This is a genomic window from Paenibacillus sp. JT31N17, from assembly GCF_056269255.1.
Map to the genome: position 1 here is coordinate 182,961 of NZ_JBWDNP010000010.1, position 16,895 is coordinate 199,855.

At 51.8% G+C, this 16,895-nt stretch carries 16 protein-coding genes; 14 read left to right on the forward strand and 2 right to left on the reverse strand.

What is annotated here, in order from left to right; genetic code table 11:
• The first annotated feature begins 15 nt into the window (after positions 1–15).
• The 9 genes from AC0YOB_RS26360 to AC0YOB_RS26400 all read left to right on the forward strand — a co-directional run bounded on the left by AC0YOB_RS26360 (position 16) and on the right by AC0YOB_RS26400 (position 10,852).
• Positions 16–1,368: a dihydrolipoamide acetyltransferase family protein gene (locus AC0YOB_RS26360; protein WP_475795288.1), complete on the forward strand. Its 1,353-nt coding sequence runs from the start codon at positions 16–18 to the stop codon at positions 1,366–1,368.
• A 3-nt stretch (positions 1,369–1,371) separates the two neighbouring features.
• Positions 1,372–2,793, forward strand: a complete 1,422-nt coding sequence (gene lpdA / locus AC0YOB_RS26365) for a dihydrolipoyl dehydrogenase (protein WP_475770564.1) — start codon at positions 1,372–1,374, stop codon at positions 2,791–2,793.
• Between the two features lie 284 nt (positions 2,794–3,077).
• Positions 3,078–3,566: an acyl-CoA thioesterase gene (locus AC0YOB_RS26370; RefSeq protein ID WP_210040603.1), complete on the forward strand. Its 489-nt coding sequence runs from the start codon at positions 3,078–3,080 to the stop codon at positions 3,564–3,566.
• 49 nt (positions 3,567–3,615) lie between these two features.
• Complete coding sequence (thyA, locus tag AC0YOB_RS26375) at positions 3,616–4,410, forward strand: thymidylate synthase (RefSeq protein ID WP_475795289.1); 795 nt, start codon at positions 3,616–3,618, stop codon at positions 4,408–4,410.
• A gap of 21 nt (positions 4,411–4,431) precedes the next feature.
• Positions 4,432–4,938 carry a dihydrofolate reductase gene (locus AC0YOB_RS26380; RefSeq protein WP_475795290.1) on the forward strand — a complete coding sequence of 169 codons (507 nt, stop codon included), beginning with the start codon at positions 4,432–4,434 and terminating at the stop codon, positions 4,936–4,938.
• Between the two features lie 371 nt (positions 4,939–5,309).
• The gene (locus AC0YOB_RS26385) at positions 5,310–6,797 is read left to right on the forward strand and encodes a glutamate synthase subunit beta (protein WP_475787153.1); all 1,488 of its coding nucleotides are present in this window, start codon (positions 5,310–5,312) and stop codon (positions 6,795–6,797) included.
• Between the two features lie 205 nt (positions 6,798–7,002).
• Positions 7,003–7,323: a hypothetical protein gene (locus AC0YOB_RS26390; protein ID WP_475795291.1), complete on the forward strand. Its 321-nt coding sequence runs from the start codon at positions 7,003–7,005 to the stop codon at positions 7,321–7,323.
• 54 nt (positions 7,324–7,377) lie between these two features.
• Positions 7,378–8,502 carry a hypothetical protein gene (locus AC0YOB_RS26395; RefSeq protein ID WP_475795292.1) on the forward strand — a complete coding sequence of 375 codons (1,125 nt, stop codon included), beginning with the start codon at positions 7,378–7,380 and terminating at the stop codon, positions 8,500–8,502.
• Positions 8,503–8,521: 19 nt separating this feature from the next.
• Positions 8,522–10,852, forward strand: a complete 2,331-nt coding sequence (locus tag AC0YOB_RS26400) for a DNA topoisomerase 3 (RefSeq protein WP_475795293.1) — start codon at positions 8,522–8,524, stop codon at positions 10,850–10,852.
• Between the two features lie 115 nt (positions 10,853–10,967).
• Here AC0YOB_RS26400 and AC0YOB_RS26405 read toward each other — a convergent pair whose 3' ends face one another.
• Complete coding sequence (locus AC0YOB_RS26405; protein ID WP_210040617.1) at positions 10,968–11,720, reverse strand: HAD family hydrolase; 753 nt, start codon at positions 11,718–11,720, stop codon at positions 10,968–10,970.
• A 153-nt stretch (positions 11,721–11,873) separates the two neighbouring features.
• The gene (locus AC0YOB_RS26410) at positions 11,874–12,095 is read right to left on the reverse strand and encodes a hypothetical protein (RefSeq protein WP_210040619.1); all 222 of its coding nucleotides are present in this window, start codon (positions 12,093–12,095) and stop codon (positions 11,874–11,876) included.
• A gap of 151 nt (positions 12,096–12,246) precedes the next feature.
• On the opposite strand from AC0YOB_RS26410, the gene AC0YOB_RS26415 reads away from it, so the two are divergent.
• The 5 genes from AC0YOB_RS26415 (at position 12,247) to AC0YOB_RS26435 (ending at position 16,761) form a co-directional block, all read left to right on the forward strand.
• Positions 12,247–12,972 carry a phosphonate ABC transporter ATP-binding protein gene (locus AC0YOB_RS26415; RefSeq protein ID WP_210040621.1) on the forward strand — a complete coding sequence of 242 codons (726 nt, stop codon included), beginning with the start codon at positions 12,247–12,249 and terminating at the stop codon, positions 12,970–12,972.
• Positions 12,969–13,478 carry a GNAT family N-acetyltransferase gene (locus AC0YOB_RS26420; RefSeq protein WP_475795294.1) on the forward strand — a complete coding sequence of 170 codons (510 nt, stop codon included), beginning with the start codon at positions 12,969–12,971 and terminating at the stop codon, positions 13,476–13,478. The genes AC0YOB_RS26415 and AC0YOB_RS26420 overlap by 4 nt, the downstream gene beginning before the upstream one ends.
• A gap of 91 nt (positions 13,479–13,569) precedes the next feature.
• Positions 13,570–14,181 (forward strand): DUF3298 and DUF4163 domain-containing protein, encoded by a 612-nt coding sequence (locus AC0YOB_RS26425; RefSeq protein ID WP_210040625.1) that lies wholly within the window; start codon positions 13,570–13,572, stop codon positions 14,179–14,181.
• Between the two features lie 72 nt (positions 14,182–14,253).
• Positions 14,254–14,862 carry a response regulator gene (locus AC0YOB_RS26430; protein ID WP_475795295.1) on the forward strand — a complete coding sequence of 203 codons (609 nt, stop codon included), beginning with the start codon at positions 14,254–14,256 and terminating at the stop codon, positions 14,860–14,862.
• A gap of 222 nt (positions 14,863–15,084) precedes the next feature.
• Complete coding sequence (locus AC0YOB_RS26435) at positions 15,085–16,761, forward strand: amino acid permease (protein WP_475795344.1); 1,677 nt, start codon at positions 15,085–15,087, stop codon at positions 16,759–16,761.
• Positions 16,762–16,895: the final 134 nt, after the last annotated feature.

Sequence of the window (16,895 nt, forward strand, 5' to 3'; positions counted from 1 at the left end):
AGGAGGTCACGGGACGTGGCGAAATTTGAGTATCGGTTCCCGGAGCTGGGCGAAGGGCTGCATGAAGGCGAAATCGTCAAGATGCATATTAAAGCCGGCGACACGGTAACAGACGAAGATATCATAATGGAAGTGCAGAACGATAAAGCAATCGTGGAGGTTCCTTGCCCCGTTAACGGCAAAGTGCTTGAAGTTCTCGTGAAGGACGGGCAAGTGTGCCATGTCGGCGATGTCGTTGCAATCATTGATGCGGAAGGCGAGCTGCCTCATCAGGAAGAGCGGGAAACGGAAAGTCAGGATACAGCAGCTGCCAAAGAGCCTGCGAAAACCGAGCTTCCGGACACGAGCGCTTCCGAGACTTCCAAGGACGCGGCCCCGGAAGCAGCAGAAGCTGCCAAATCAGGCGAGCCTGCCAAGCCGGCAAAAGCTGCAAACAGTCTCGTTCTGGCTACGCCAAGCGTACGCAGGTTCGCCCGTGAGAAGGGCGCTGCCATCGCTGATATTTCCGGCTCCGGCAAGAATGGCCGTATCACCCGTGAAGATGTTGAAGCTTTCGCGGCAGGCGGCGGCAAGCCGGCTGCAGGCATGCAAGCTGGCGCGCAGGAAACAGCAGCTCAAGGCGCAGCGGCATCCAAGCCGCAAGCGGCAGCCGTTTCGACTGGCGATCGCATCGAAGAGCGCATTCCGTTTAGAGGCATCCGCAAAATCATTGCCGGAGCCATGGCCAAATCCGTCTATACAGCTCCGCATGTAACGTTGATGGATGAGGTTGATGTTACAGAGCTTGTCGCACTGCGTACGAAAGCTAAGCCGGTTGCAGAGAAGAAGGGCGTCAAGCTGACCTATCTTCCTTTCATCGTCAAGGCGCTTGTCGCTGCTTGCCGTCAGTTCCCGCAGCTGAACTCCATGCTGGACGAAGAAGCGCAGGAAATTGTCTTTAAGAAATATTATAATATCGGCATCGCGACGGATACGGACAACGGGCTTGTCGTACCTGTCATCCATGATGCTGACCGCAAGAACGTGTGGATGATCGCCGATGAGATCAAGGAACTCGCCGGTCGCGCCCGCGACGGCAAGCTTGCCGCTCAAGAGATGAAAGGCGGCACAATCTCCATCACCAACATTGGCTCTGCAGGCGGCATGTTCTTCACGCCGGTGATTAACTTCCCGGAAGTGGCTATTCTTGGCACAGGCCGCATTTCTGAAAAACCGGTTGTCAAAAACGGCGAAATCGTCGCGGCATCGGTTATGGCTCTATCACTCAGTTTTGATCATCGGCTCATTGACGGCGCGACAGCTCAGAATTTCTTGAATTACATCAAGCAGCTGCTCGCCGATCCCCAATTGCTTGTAATGGAGGTATAACCCATGGTAGTAGGTGACGCTTCACTAGATATTGATTTGTTAGTCGTCGGTGCAGGTCCCGGCGGTTACGTCGCGGCTATACGTGCCGCTCAGCTTGGACAAAATGTGCTCGTTGTGGATAAAGAATATGTGGGCGGCGTATGTCTGAACGTCGGATGTATTCCTTCCAAGGCACTGATCTCCGCCTCCCATCAATACGATTCCATCGGTCATGCTTCGGAGTTCGGAATTACCGCTTCGGACGTCAAAGTGGAGTGGAGCAAAGTACAGGAATTCAAAAACAGTGTCGTCAAGAAATTAACCGGCGGCGTTGCTTCCTTGCTTAAAGCCAACAAGATCGAATATTTCAACGGCGAGGTTATGTTCATCAACGAAACAGAAGCCCGCGTGTTTAATGATAACGAAGCTCCGCGCTACCGTTTCAAGAACTGCATTATCGCGACAGGCTCCCGTCCTATCGAGCTCAAAGCATTTCCGTACGGCGGACGTATCGTATCCTCGACCGGCGCCTTGTCTTTGCCGGAAATTCCGAAAAGCCTCGTTGTAATCGGCGGCGGCTACATCGGAATCGAGCTCAGCCAAATGTATGCGCGTTTCGGAACGAAGGTAACGATTATCGAGGGTACCGAAACCATCCTGCCTGGCTTTGATACTGACATGTCTTCGCTTGTGGCGAAGAAATTGAAGGGTGCCAATGCTGAAATCGTAACGGGCGCTCAGGCCAAAGGCGCGGAACAAACCGACAAGGACGTAACGGTTACGTACACCGTCGGCGGAGAAGAAAAGCAAGTAACGGCTGATTATCTGCTCGTTACGGTAGGACGCCGTCCAAACACGGATGGAGAGCTTGGCCTTGATCTGATCAACCTTAAAATGACTGACCGCGGTCTGATTGAGATTGATGAGCAGTGCCGCACCAGCATTCCGCACATCTATGCGATCGGCGATATCACTGCAGGACCGGCACTTGCCCACAAAGCCATGTATGAAGGCCGTGTTGCGGCTGAAGCGATCGCGGGACAAGCAAGCGCCGTTGATTACAAATGCATTCCGCTTGTTGTCTTCTCCGATCCTGAGCTTTCCAGCGTAGGATACACCGAGAAGGAAGCCAAAGAAAAAGGCCACAACGTGAAAGTCGGCAAATTCCCGTTCAACATCAATGGACGCGCATTGTCGCTCGGTGTGAAAGAAGGCTTTGTCAAAATTATTGCCGATGCGGACAACGAGCTTGTGCTTGGTGCGCAAATCGCTGGTGTGGAAGCTTCCAATATGATTGCTGAGCTTGGTCTTGCCATTGAAATGGGTGCAACGCTTGAAGATATCGCCCTCACGATTCATGCGCATCCGACACTGGGTGAAATTGTTCTTGACGCTGTCGAAGTGGCACTGGGACATCCGATTCATGCCATCGCGAGCAAGAAATAATATTTTTGAGCAGGTTTATAGCATATAAAGAAGAGGTCACGAGCCGCTGCACGAGCGCGTGGCCTCTTTTGTTCAACTTATAGAAATTAATAATGTTTTACATCGTTAAATTTCTATGATTTTCTTGGAGATAAATTTAGTTATATTACAAAATATGGATGCTGTCGTTTCTTCATGATATGCTGCATATATTTCAAATGGAAGTATCGTACTCGGCCGTATCGTACGGCTTGAATCTTTTCTGATCGAAAATAATGGAATAATCTTATTCCGGAGGCGGCCTTATGAGTGAAGCAAGCAAGCTGTCAAGTGAATCTAGGTCGACAATGATGCAGTTGATTTTTCCATCGGATACGAATTATCACGGCACCATGTTCGGCGGCAAAGTCATGGAGTATATGGACAAAATCGCAGCTATTACAAGTATGCGCCATGCCCGCAAGCCGGTCGTCACCGCTTCAACGGACAGCCTTGATTTTGTAGCGCCGATCCGGGTCGGAGAAGTGATTGAAGTCGAGGCATTCATAACCTGGACGCATAAAAGCTCGATGGAGGTTTTCGTGAAGGTCCAGACGGAGAATGTGTACACGGGCGAGCGGAAAACGGCAGTCACCGCATTTTTCTCTTTTGTTGCTCTGGATGAGACCGGAAAACCAACCGGAGTGCCGGTGGTCATACCGGAGACGGATGAAGAAAAGGCTCTGCATGCTTCTGCTCCCGGGCGTTATGATCTTAGGATGCAGAGAAAACGGGAAAGACAGAACCCTCAATAAATGTTAAAATAGAAGGATGACACAAATGCAGAAGGGGGATAAATCTGCTTTGAGAGCTTATTTGGATTTATTGCAGGACGTATTGGATCACGGAACGGTGAAGGAAGACCGGACCGGAACGGGAACGACATCGGTGTTCGGCCGGCAGATCCGGTTCGATTTAAATAAAGGGTTTCCGCTCGTGACAACGAAGCGCATGCATGTGAAATCCATTATTCACGAGCTGCTGTGGTTTCTGAAGGGCGAGACGAATGTCCGCTATTTGCAGGAGAATGGCGTCCGTATCTGGAATGAATGGGCGGATGAGAATGGTGATCTTGGTCCCGTGTATGGCTCGCAGTGGCGTGCCTGGGAAGCGCCGGACGGCCGGAAAATTGATCAAATTGCCCAGGTGGTGGAATCCATCAAGCGTAATCCCGATTCACGCCGGCATATCGTCAGTGCATGGAATGTAGCGGAGATCGAGCATATGAAGCTGCCGCCCTGCCATTTTGTCTTTCAGTTTTATGTGGCCGGCGGCAAGCTCTCCTGCATGCTGACCATGCGCTCCTCGGATACGTTCCTTGGGCTGCCTTTTAATATTGCACAATACGCGCTGTTAACGCACATGATCGCACAGCAATGTGATTTGGGCGTAGGGGATTTTATATATTCCGGCGGCGATGTTCATATATACAGCAATCACATCGAGCAGGTTAAGCTGCAGTTGACCCGGGAGCCGCTGCCCCTGCCGCAGTTGATTATCAAACGCAAGCCGGATTCAATATTCGATTACACGTATGAGGATTTTGAAATTGCGAATTATCAGCACCATCCGACAATTAAAGCGGAAGTTGCCATATAGGAAGGAGCGGCTTGAATCAGTATGTCTATTACGATGATCGCCGCCATGGCGCATAACCGGGTAATTGGCATCGGCAATGCCATGCCTTGGCGCCTGCCTGCCGAGAGCGCTCATTTTAGGCGTTCCACGACCGGAAGAACCGTATTGATGGGGCGCAAGACCTTTGAATCGCTGGGCAGCAGGCCCCTCAAGGACCGGCTTAATGTTATACTCACACGAAGCAGCGGTTTTTCGCATGACGGCTGTGAGGTTGTTCATACCGCTCAGGAAGCTATGACACGCTACAATGCAAATACCGGCGAGGAGCTTGTGATCATGGGCGGCGCAGAAGTGTACAACTTGTTTCTGCCCTATGCGGACAAGCTGCTTCTCACTGAAGTGGACGCTGAGGTTGAGGGAGATGCTTATTTTCCGGCCATTAATGAGGGTGAATGGGAATTGACGGGCAGTGAGCCGTTTAAGAGGGATGAGAAGAATGCCTATGATTTCTGCATCCGCACCTATATCCGAAAAACGCCGCGTTCCTGATATGCTGCTTTCGTTATATGACGAACATTCTGTCATTTAGTGCAAATGATTGTACGGAAAATCCATTTAACGTATGGGTGCCAATTGCTACGATATGATAAATAAGTCCCATCTGAATGGGAAAGTTTGATATTGAATGTTGACTGAAATCCCGATATATTTTTAGGATAAGAGTGAATAAATATCCGCAGCTGCGTTACTTAAGGCATCTGCTTTCATTCTGATATTCAAGACGGTATAAGAGAGGATATCCGGATACGTTCCTGTATGCCTGGATTATATTTTCAGGGGGGAAGAGATCCGGGCATGCCTTGAAGAAGCCTGCCGGTTCTTCTTACTGCAAGGGGATAAAGAGATGGAGGATAAGCGATATGTCTACACCTACTGGATTTATGGATTACAAGCGCGAGCTGCCTGCAGATCGCGATCCGCTGGAGCGCATCAAGGATTGGGAAGAATTTCATAAGCACTTCAATGAAGATCAGCTTCGTACGCAGGGTGCGCGCTGCATGGATTGCGGCACTCCGTACTGTCATACGGGCATTGAGCTCCCGGGCGGCGCTTCAGGCTGTCCTGTAAATAATCTCATCCCCGAGTGGAATAATCTGATCTACCGCGGTTTGTGGCGTGAAGCGCTCGACCGTTTGCATAAAACAAATAATTTTCCGGAGTTCACGGGGCGTGTATGTCCTGCCCCTTGCGAAGGTTCCTGTACAGTAGGCCTGATTGGCGATGCAGTAACCATCAAGTCCATTGAGCAAGCCATCATCGATAAAGGTTTCGAGGAAGGCTGGGTTGTTCCTCAACCTCCCAAAGTGCGCACCTCGAAGAAAATTGCTGTGGTTGGTTCGGGTCCGGCCGGAATGGCATGCGCAGCCCAATTGAATAAAGCGGGTCACACGGTAACCGTGTATGAGCGTGCCGATCGTATTGGCGGATTGCTTGTATATGGCATTCCGACCATGAAGCTGGACAAAGGAGTCGTTCAACGCCGGGTGGATCTGCTCGAAGCCGAAGGTGTCCAGTTCGTTACGAATACTGAAATCGGCACCGATATTTCCTCCCAGCAGCTCATGGACGAATTTGATGCCGTTGTATTATGCGGCGGCGCTACAAAAGCCCGTGAGGTTGACATTGAAGGCCGTCACTTGAAAGGCATTCATAAAGCCATGGATTATTTGAACGGTACGATCAAAAGCTATCTGGACTCCAATCTGGAGGATGGCAATTACGTTTCCGCCAAAGGCAAGAATGTTATTGTGATCGGCGGCGGTGATACAGGAACAGACTGCGTGGCAACGGCGCTTCGCCATGGCTGCAAGTCCATCACTCAATTCGGCACCGTATCCAAAGCGCCGCTTGAGCGTGATCCTGTGAAAAATCCTTGGCCGCAATTTCCGAATGTGTATACGCTCGATTATGCACAGGAAGAAGCGCGTGCATTGTTTGGCAAGGATCCGCGTGCATTCTCCGTCCTGACCACGAAATTCGTAGGCGACGAGTACGGAAATGTGAAGGAGCTGCACACCGTCCAGATCGAACGTACTGTCGATGAGTCCGGACGCCGGATTTACAAGGAAATTCCCGGCACCGAGCAAGTATGGCCGGCTGATCTGGTTATGATCGCAGTCGGTTTCGAAGGACCGGAAACAACGATTATTGAACAATTGGGTCTTGCACAGGACCGCCGCTCCAATGTCAAAGCAGCTTATGGGGATTACAGCACAAGTGTTGACAAAGTATTCGCTGCCGGCGATATGCGTCGCGGACAAAGTCTGGTCGTCTGGGCGATCAATGAAGGCCGCGAGGCTGCCCGCGAGGTTGACCGTTACCTGATGGGGACGACAATGCTGCCATAAGCAGCTGCGGCTATTAATAACGTTTTACCGATAAGAGCGCCTTCGGGCGCTTTTTATTTAAATATAAGAAAGTATAAAATTTATCCTCTACTTTGCTTATATTTCTGAGGGAAGAAACTTGTTATGCCGCCAAAGGACGGCGAAGCCGTTTCTTCTTACGATATCGGAAAGAATTCAATTCTCTTGGAATGGAGTGTGAGAAACGATGATTCAATATGGGTCGGAACAGGTGACGCAGCTGCAAATTCTGGCGTTTGAGCCGCGTATTGAACGGCGTGACGAGCAGTGGGTCGATATCGAGCTTGGACTTGTGTTATCCCCGGCAACACCGTGTCCGGAGGAAATCACGCAGCTGACTGCGCTGGTCATCTGCACAACGAATGGCACAATTGTACAAATCGTGCCTCTGGATGAGGGCTGTGATTGTGAATTCCAGTTTACAATCGATGAGAAGGAGCAAATACAGGCCTACATCGAACAAGAGGACGTACAGAAAGCGATATTGGAATCCGCCGTCCCCAAGTAAAGGAAAGTTGTGGTAAAATCGAGAGACCAATAAGCCAAGCATGGGGGAATGATGATGTCATCCAATGCGGCAAGTGTGCTTACGAAGTCAGAGATATCGAGTATTCGCCATTATGTACAGCATAAATACGCGGATTTGCCGACTGAGCGCCGGGCGGAAATCGTAGCAGATGCAATGCAGCGTATTGTCATGCGCCAGCTTCCGGATTTTGCCGAAGAAATCAAGCTGAAGCTGACAGCGGAGCTGCTTCTTCAAGTAGTAGCCAGGCAGCAGAAGCCTGTAGGGCCGGAGCATGTTTTTCAAAGCTGTCTGGCCTTGAATCTTGCGGACAGGGCGGTGTATGAACCGCTGCATATGTGGACCCAGCAGAGGATGGCAAGCTCACTGCCGCTTGAGCCGTTCAACAAGCTGCTGATCACGACTGCACAGGCGACAGAAGCCGCTGCAGGAGAGGAAGCTTCGGCTTGGTCGTTTTTTGCCAATCAAGCTCTGCTCCTTCAGGAGCGGAGTCCCTCGACCGGGCTGGAGCAAGAGCGTGCAGGAGATATTGTCCATCTGCCTGCGGCTGTGAAGCCGCCCAGGGTCAAAGCGATGCTCTACGCTCTTCTGTCGGCGCTTCTGGTCATGTCCAGCCTGATTTATGGGGGAATCCTGCTGCAGCCGGCTGCTGCGCCGGACAAGCCGCTGCAGAAAGCAGAAATACAGCCGGCAAGATCTGTGGAAGTTCCGGCAAGCAATAGTTTGCCCGCTGAACTGCGCTATACGGAAGTGAATGAGAGCCGATTGAAACAATATCTGCACAACAAATCTTCTCTGCTTGCGGAGCAGCCCTATTATGATGCCATTATGTCGGCAGCCAGGGAGAATAACATTCATCCGCTGCTGCTTTTTGCGATTACCGGACAGGAGCAGGCTTTTGTGCCGACTACCCATAAGCAGGCGAAAAAAATAGCGAACAATCCGTTTAATGTTTTTTACAGCTGGCAGGATTATAATACGACCATCGAGCAATCCACCGCGATTGCTGTGCGGACCATACTGCGCATCAGCAAGGACAGGCCGGAGAAAGAGGATGCGATAACCTGGATTAACCGTGAATATGCCGAAGACCCCAATTGGTCCAAAGGGGTTCGCAGTATCATGCAGGCCATGATACGCTATGTAGAGATCGACCATTAAGGAGCAAAGAGGGGATTAGTTGAAGACATTAATCATTGCGGAGAAGCCTGATATGGGACGCACGATTGCGGCTGTTATCGAGCCCAAAGCGCAAAATAAACGATCGTATCTGGAAGGCGAGCGTTATATCATAACGTGGGCGATCGGACATCTGGTCAGTCTTGCGGAGCCGGATCAATACGATCCCAAATATAAAAAATGGAACGATGCGGATCTGCCGATTATTCCAGACCGCTTCAAGCTGTGGCCCAATCCCAAAACCAGGGATCAGCTGAAAACGATCGGCGAGCTCGCCAAGCGCAGCGACCGGCTGGTTAATGCCTGCGACGCCGGGCGCGAAGGGCAGCTCATTTTCCATTTGATCCGGCAGTATTTGAAAATGTCGCAGCCCACGGAGCGTCTGTGGATTTCGGACTTGACGCCGGAGACGATCCGGCGCGGCTTTGACTCGCTTCGGAATGATCAGGATTACGATCCGCTCACGCGGGCAGCACGGGCGCGCAGCGAGGCTGACTGGCTGGTGGGCATGAATGCCTCGCGGGCTTTTACAATCCGCCACAAAACCCTTCTGTCGGTTGGGCGCGTCCAAACGCCTGTGTTGGCACTTCTCTACGATCGCCACAAGGAAATAACCGCGTTTAATAGTGAAACCTATTTTGTGGTTCAGGCGAGCTTCAGCCAGACGGACTTCAGCTACAAAGGACTCTGGCAGGGCGATCGGATTACAAACAAGGAAAAAGCCGAGCTGCTGGCAGCCAAGGTGAGCGGTAAACCGGCGCGGATTGTCAGCTATGAGACGAATGAAACCAAGGAGTATCCCTACCGCTTGTATGATTTGACGCTGCTGCAGCGCGAAGCGAACGGGAGATACGGATACCCGGCGAAGAAAACGCTGGATATCGCCCAGGCGCTGTACGAGAAACATAAGGTGATTACGTATCCCCGGACCAGCTCCAATTATGTTACGGAAGAGAATATCCCGGTCATGGGCAATGTCCTTCAGATGCTCAAACAAACCGCTTACGGGCGGCTTGCGCAGGGAGCGGACCGCAACCGTGTCCACAAAGGAAACAAAGCCGTGTGCAACCCTGCTAAGGTAGAGGATCACCATGCCATACTGCCAACACCCAAGCGCCCGGGGACGCTCAGTACGGAAGAGCAGAATATTTACGATCTCATCGTACGCCGTTTCCTGTCGCACTATTATCCGCCGGCTGTCTACAACAATCATGAGGTGATGACGGAAGTCGAAGAGGAGCTGTTTCGCACCCGAGCGAAGCAACAGCTGGACCCGGGATGGCGAGTCGTAATGGGCCAAGATGATAGCGGCGCTCCCAAAGAAAAAAGCCGCAAGAAAAAGTCGGATGAGCCGGCAGAGGAGCAGGAGGACGAGCTCATTCTCACGGACCGTCCTTTCGGGGTGAAAGCGGAGGCTCTGGTCCATTGTGACGAGGCTGCTGCGCTCGAGAAGGCGACCAAGCCTCCAAAGCCATATACGGAAGGTACGCTGCTCAAAGCCATGGAAAGCGCAGGCAAATCGATTGAGGATGAAGAGCTTCGCGATGCGATGAAGCAAATCGGTCTGGGCACGCCAGCTACCCGCGCAGCAACGATTGAACGGCTGAAATATGTCGGCTACATCGTAACGGCGGGAAAGAGGCTGGATATTACCACCAAGGGCTGCGCCGCAATTGAGCTCATACGCGGAGCGGGCGTAGAGCTGCTGGCTTCGCCGGAAATGACGGGACGCTGGGAGCAGCGTCTGCACCAGATTTCCAAGGGTGAAGCCTCGGATGAGCAGTTCATGCAGAAGGTGAAGGAGTTTGCCGAGATGATCGTCGGCAAGGTGAGGCATCAGCCGCAAGCAGCGTCCAGTCTGTTTGGAGATGCTGAAGGCAGCCCGGGCGGCGCCAAGGGGAAAGGGCGGACAACCAAACGTTATGCTTCCAGCGGAAAGCCAACATCCGCTGCCGCAGAAGGAAGCGCAAGAGCTGGTGCATCACGTACCAGGCAATCCGTAGTCAAGACCGCATCCAAGGCCAAAGAGAAACCGGCTGCTGGCTCGTCGGCACCGCCTGCAGTGATAGCCGATTGTCCGCGCCCTGGCTGCGGCGGACAGCTTGTGGAGGGTAAACGAGGCTATGGCTGCCTGCGGTTCCGGGAAGGCTGCACCTTCGTTATCTGGAAGCAGCAGCAGGGCAGAACGGTCACGGCAGCGATGGCCAAGGCGCTGGCAGCCAAAGGGGAAACGCGCAAGATAACAAGCAAAGCCAAGGATGGCACGACGAATTCAGGGAAATGGATATTAACAGATCAAAGTAAAGGCACGATTGAGTTTGTGCTTTCCTGATCGTGAAAGCAGAGTTTCATTAAAAATAGGCTTGCCTCCCGGCATGAACAATTCCGCTCATGTGGAGGCAAGCCTATTCAGGTCAAGGTAGCGGATCAGCCGTGTCCCGCACCCTTCAGAGATTAACGGCGCTTTCCTGCTGCCGTATATAGCCATGGATCTTATCCGGCACATCACATAGCTGATGAAGGGTGAAGAATGCGCCCTTCGGTTCAACATCAATCCCGACGACATTATAGATCCACTCCGATTCACTTTTCATATGAATGGCATGAATACCGGACGTAAGGGCTGGAATAACATCGGTCCGCAGCGAATTTCCGATCATCCATGTGGAGCTGCGTTCAAAGCCGCCTTCGCTTAAGATGCCTTCCATCGCGTCAATGTTCTTATGCGAACGGACATAGATGCGAGTGTCAAAATAACGCTGCAGCTGCATTTGTTGAATTTTGCGCTGCTGAATCAGCATCTCGCCGCCAGTGTACAGATGCAGCTCATGACCATTGGAAGCGAGAGTATCCAGTGTTTCTTCCATAAATGGATAGGGCTCCACCTCGAGCTCATAGACGCTTCGGCCCAGCTTCCACAGCTGATCTTCTTCTATAACGGAACGAGCCCTTCCCGTCTGTTCCGTGAAATAACGGTAGGTATCAATAAAAGATTGGGGAAAATGCTCGCTCATGAAGCCAACGGCATGGACGCCGGCAATATCGATTTCGGTTTGCTTGCTCCGAATGGTTTCACTCGGGATACCATAGCCGCGAAACCAGGTTGACATAAAATCGGCAAACTGGTCGATGACAAGATAGAAATACCGGTTGCAATGGATCAGCGTGTCATCAAGATCAAATAAGAGTTGTTGCTTCATCAAAGGCACGGCTCCTTCTCCATATGATTCGGCTGTAAAACCAATCTACCGCATATATGGATTCGCCGTCAAATTGAATATTATTGTAAACCGTTACAGATACTTATCCTAGCGCGGGCTGTAAATGACATGAATTAGTGGGGTTAAATGGCATCAGGCGAATTTCTGCAGTTTGGCGCTCAGATCCTGTCTGATGTAAGCAAGCCGCTTGCGGACATAAAAGTCATAGCTCTCACCCTTGAGTTCCCGGGGCGTGATCACCTCCTCTGCGGTATTATCAATAATGGTGAGAGAGCCATTAGAGTAAAATTTGAAGGTCAAATCGCGATAAGGACGGTACCTCTCAATAAATCGATAATTTTCACAGTTGTTCATGATGATCAGCCTCCTTGGGAAAATAGGATATTAGAACATGTGTTCTTGTTTTGATTATACCAAACATTTGTTCGGATGGAAACTATTTTTTGTTTCCCGTAAACTAGATTGATAGACTTGTAATCGCTAACTTGGAAAAGGAGCGCCATTCATGATAAGAGTATCTCAATTGACGAAGCAAATACCAGGCGGCCCGCAGGTTCTGTCGGGTATCAGCTTTGAAATTCAGCCCGGCGAATTCGTAGCGGTCAAGGGGGCGAGCGGCAGCGGTAAATCCATGCTGCTGAAGTGTTTGGCTCTGCGCGAGAAGTGGACAAGCGGATCGTATTTCGTTGACGGCGTCAATATTTTTGAAAAGGGTTTTACGGGAACGATGAAGGTGCGCCGGGAAATGGCATATATGGAGGAGAAGCCCACGCTGCATCCGAATCGTTCGGCGCTGAAGAATGTGCTGATCGGATCCGCTTATCAAACGCCTGTCTGGCGCAGAGTTACCGGAATGGTCCGCAATGACGATTATATGGGAGCCATGGATATGATCGAGAAGGTGGGACTGCTTGAGAAAGCGCAGCAGAAGGGGGAGAAGCTGAGCGGAGGAGAGAAGCAGCGTATTGCCATCGCAAGGGCCTTGGTTCACGGTGCCCAAACGCTGCTTGCCGATGAGCCGGTATCCGGCCTTGATCCCCATGCGGCGGAGCAGGTTCTGTCGGACTTGAAGAGAATGTGCAAGATTCAGGGAATCTCTGTTATTGCGGTCATGCATCAAGGTGACTGGGCGGAGCGGTTCGCAGACCGGATTCTGGGTCTCAGCGGCGGAGAACTGGTGCTGGACGTTAAAGGAAGAAGATTGACCGAACGGGAAAAAATGCTCATATGAGCAAAGCGGTGAATGATATTCCGATTCGGCCGATCCGGGTTCCCGAGCTTGAAGCCGCCCATCGGCTGGAGCTTTCCTGTTATCCGGTGGAGGCTGCTGCCACCAGCGAGGCGTTTGCTTACCGGCAGCTTCATTTTCCCCATTATTTCCTGTCGGCATGGGATGGAGCTGTGCTGATCGGCTTGGCCTGCGGCGTCCGCACCTCTTCTGATGATTGCGGAGGAGACCATGTGAAAGGGGAGCACGGCGCGGAGGAGAGCGGGATGCACTTGTGCATCTTATCCGTTGCCGTCGATCCCGGAAGCCGGCGCGGAGGAATTGGCAGCGCTTTGATGAATGCGCTTATCCGGCAGGCGGAAGCGGACAGGCTGGAAAGCGTCATTTTGATGTGCGAAGCCGGTTTGATTGGATTTTATGAGCGTTTGGGGTTTGAATATGCGAAGATTTCTTCCTCTCGGCACGGCGGCATCGAGTGGCATGAGATGAAGCGGAATTTGCGGAACTAAAGCTCATTTCTGCTGAAGGAAAGTGGAACTAGCAAGGGAACCGGATAAAGCGCATATAATGGAACATCAACCCGAATAGGCAGGTGTCCATATGGCATTTCAGTTTCCGGCAGTCATCCATGCGTCCCGCGTTACTTTTCCCAAAGCGGAATTGTGGGTCCCCGTCGTCAGCGGCGTTCAGCATGCGGCCGCGCGCAACACCATGAACGAATCCATACGGCACGCTGTAAGGGCGCTGGTGGCGGAGCAGGGTTCGCTGGAGGATCCCCGTGCGGAAATGATGGGTTATTTTGAAATCAAAACGAATGAAAAAAACGTGCTCAGCCTCTCTCTGTTCAATTATGCGTTTACAGGCGGCGCGCACGGCTTGACGCTGCAGCAATCGCTTACCTTTGACACGGTATCGGGAAGATCCTATTCGCTCGCCGACTTGTTCAAGCCGGGGAGTTCCTATATCAAGCGCTTATCAGACCTGATCAAGGTTCAAATCGCCGAGCGGCAGATCGAAACCCTGGAGCCGTTCCAGTCCATCCGCCCCGATCAGCCATTCTATATTGCCGACCGTGCGCTTGTAATTTATTTTTCACTTTTTGAGCTGACGCCTTATGCCTTTGGATTTCCTTACTTTCCGATATCCGTTTTCGATTTGACGGACATTATTAGTCCCACCGGGCCGCTTGCTTCTATGGACGTAAATGATTGATTCCAATCATTTTCTCAGGTTTGCAGGATTTGGTGCAATAAATGTCGAAAATAAATCAGGAGAAACGCTTACATGAGGAGTTCTACGATGATTTATTTGATATTATTGCTGCCCGTAGCTGCAGCCATTATTGCTTTTTGCATTCGGAGATGGAATAAGAAAAAGATTCGCCCCATCTTTGAGCCGGTCCGGATCGGAACGGACAATCCACCCGCGTTCGGATCGCTGTTCGATTCCGGGGACACCGCGGCCGAGCTTGATATGCCGCCGCCAAAGCCGGGCACACTTCCCTACAGCATTCTCATTGTTGATGATCAATCGGCAATTAGACGGCTGCTGAGGGAGTTGTTTGAGCTTGAAGGATTGACGGTATACGAAGCGCCTCATGGCAGGACTGCCATTGAGCAGGTGGAGCAGAATCCCATTGATTTTATATTGCTCGATCTGAAAATGCCCGACATGGACGGAATCGAGGCTTTGCTGGAAATCCGCAAATTCAGGCCGACAATCAAAGTGGCCATGATAACGGCTTACGGCGATCCTGATAAAATCGATATGGCCAAGCAGCTCGGCGTTCTTGCTTTCTTCACAAAGCCCTTTGATATTGAGCTTGTGAAGCGTTTTGTCATGTCAGAGATGCAGGTATCTTCCGATTCCGGACTCGAAGGGATAGGAAGCTAAGAAACCTTGAGACGCCGCTTGCGCCTGGCGGCGTTTTTTCTATAAGCTCCGAGCGAAGAAACTGACTCTGCCGCCTGAGGCGGCATGAGCGGTTTCTTTTTGTTTGAGTTGACCGTTTTATAGAACACGGATGCCGGGTCAAAGGGAGAGGAACGGTCTTTGCGGTGCTGATTTGATTGCTGTCCTCATACAGTCAAGTATGGGGGTGAAGCTTTGTTACCTATGATTCTCGGGCTTTTGTTGTTCGTCGCTGTGTGCGGAGCAGCCTTAGTTATCGGCATATTGGCGCAGCGAGGCTTGTCCGATCCGCTGCATCAGGCCTTTAACCGCCAAACCGGTTATGTCCGTTTTATGCAGGATAAGCATGAGCTTAACCAAATCGGCTATGCCCAGCAATTAACGCGGCGCTTGAGCGGATTTGCGGTATTTGGGATTTCCTTCTCCACGCTTTCCGTTATCGGGGGGGCTATTTTTCTGCTTGGTCCTGCTGTTGCGGCCGGCGGACCGGCAGTGGTCGGTTTCGGCTATCCGATCCTCGCTCTGTTTGGTATCGCAACGGCATGCTCGATGGCTTTCTTCGCATCGAAAGTCCCCACAGCCGGAGGCTGTTATCACTGGGCGAAAGCGGCGGGCGGCAAACGGCTTGGTCTTGCTGCGGGCTGGCTGCATTTGGCGGGCAACTTGCTTATGACGGTCACCATGAATGTGATATGCGCCCAATGGATAAGCCGGATGGTTGAGGCGAGATTCGGTTATGAGGCTTCCACAGCGTTGATTTGCGGGATATTGATTCTCCTGATCCTCTCGCAAGCCATTGCGGGGCTGGGGGGAGTCCGAGCGCTCAGCGGTATATTCAGAGCGGCTGCCTGGCTGCAGGTGCTTTGTGTGCTGGCTGTTCTGGCGGGACTGGTTGCCCTTGCCTGGCCGAGCGTTTATCCGCTTGAGATGCTCTATGGATTCCTGCCTGTCGCGCCTTCCGAGGCAGCGGCTGTATCCGGTCATGAGCCTGTTCTTGTACTGGGCATGCTGCTGCTGCAGCGGTTGTTTCTGGGTGCCGACTCTGCGGCCCAGACTGCCGAAGAGACCCATGATCCGCGGGCCAGCGTGCCTTGGGCGATATTTTTGTCGGTCGTCTATACGTTTATATTCGGTTTTGTATTATTTTCGATGATGCTGCTCCAGTACCCCGGCGGGACCTCCGATTTCCCGGACTATAACGGGTTGGGGCACTGGGTGGTGACTATGCTGGCCGGAAACTGGGGATGGGCTCTAAATACGATCGTGGTCCTTGCCATCGCACTTGCCGGATGGGGGAGTGGGCTGGGCTCGATGACGGCTTCCGTGCGCAGCTTGTTCGCAATGTCCCGTGACGGCGCTCCGCTTCCATGGGGCAGGAAGCTGGCTGAAATCTCCGAGCGTTTCCGCTCCCCTGTGGCAGCTGTTATTGCCGTCGCAGCAGCGGTACTCGGACTCTCTCTTGGGATTGGCCTGACAGAGGGTGCTTCATTGGGAAATGAAACGCTTATTCAGCTTGTCGGCTCGAGCCTCATTGCCCTGCACCTGTCTTATGCCATCCCAATCGCTCTCAAATTACACGCCAAGCGCTGGAGCAAATCGCAAGCCCTTCATCAATCATGGCAGCCCGGCCGGCTCGGCCTCTTCCTCGACAGGGTCTCCGTAATATGGCTGATCTCGTCAGCGGGCATTGCTTTATATTATATGCATGGCTTTGTTCTGATCCTGCTGCTCGCCGGTGCGGCGCTTCTGATCGCAGGCGTGGAGGCTGCCCACCGGAGATCCCATAGCTTGGCGGCTGTCCATGCAAAAGGACATTACCGGTTTAACCGGAGAACAATAGAGGAAATAATCCGAATAGAAAGAAAATTCCCGCAGCAATAATTTCCCGGAAATGAATCTTCATTTCCCGGGGAAGCGCACAAAACAACACAATGAGATCGCATTCGACACCTGGTCATATTGTCCTAGGTTGCTGTTAATTGAAAGGAAATTGTTGTTATTAGCATAGTTAATTA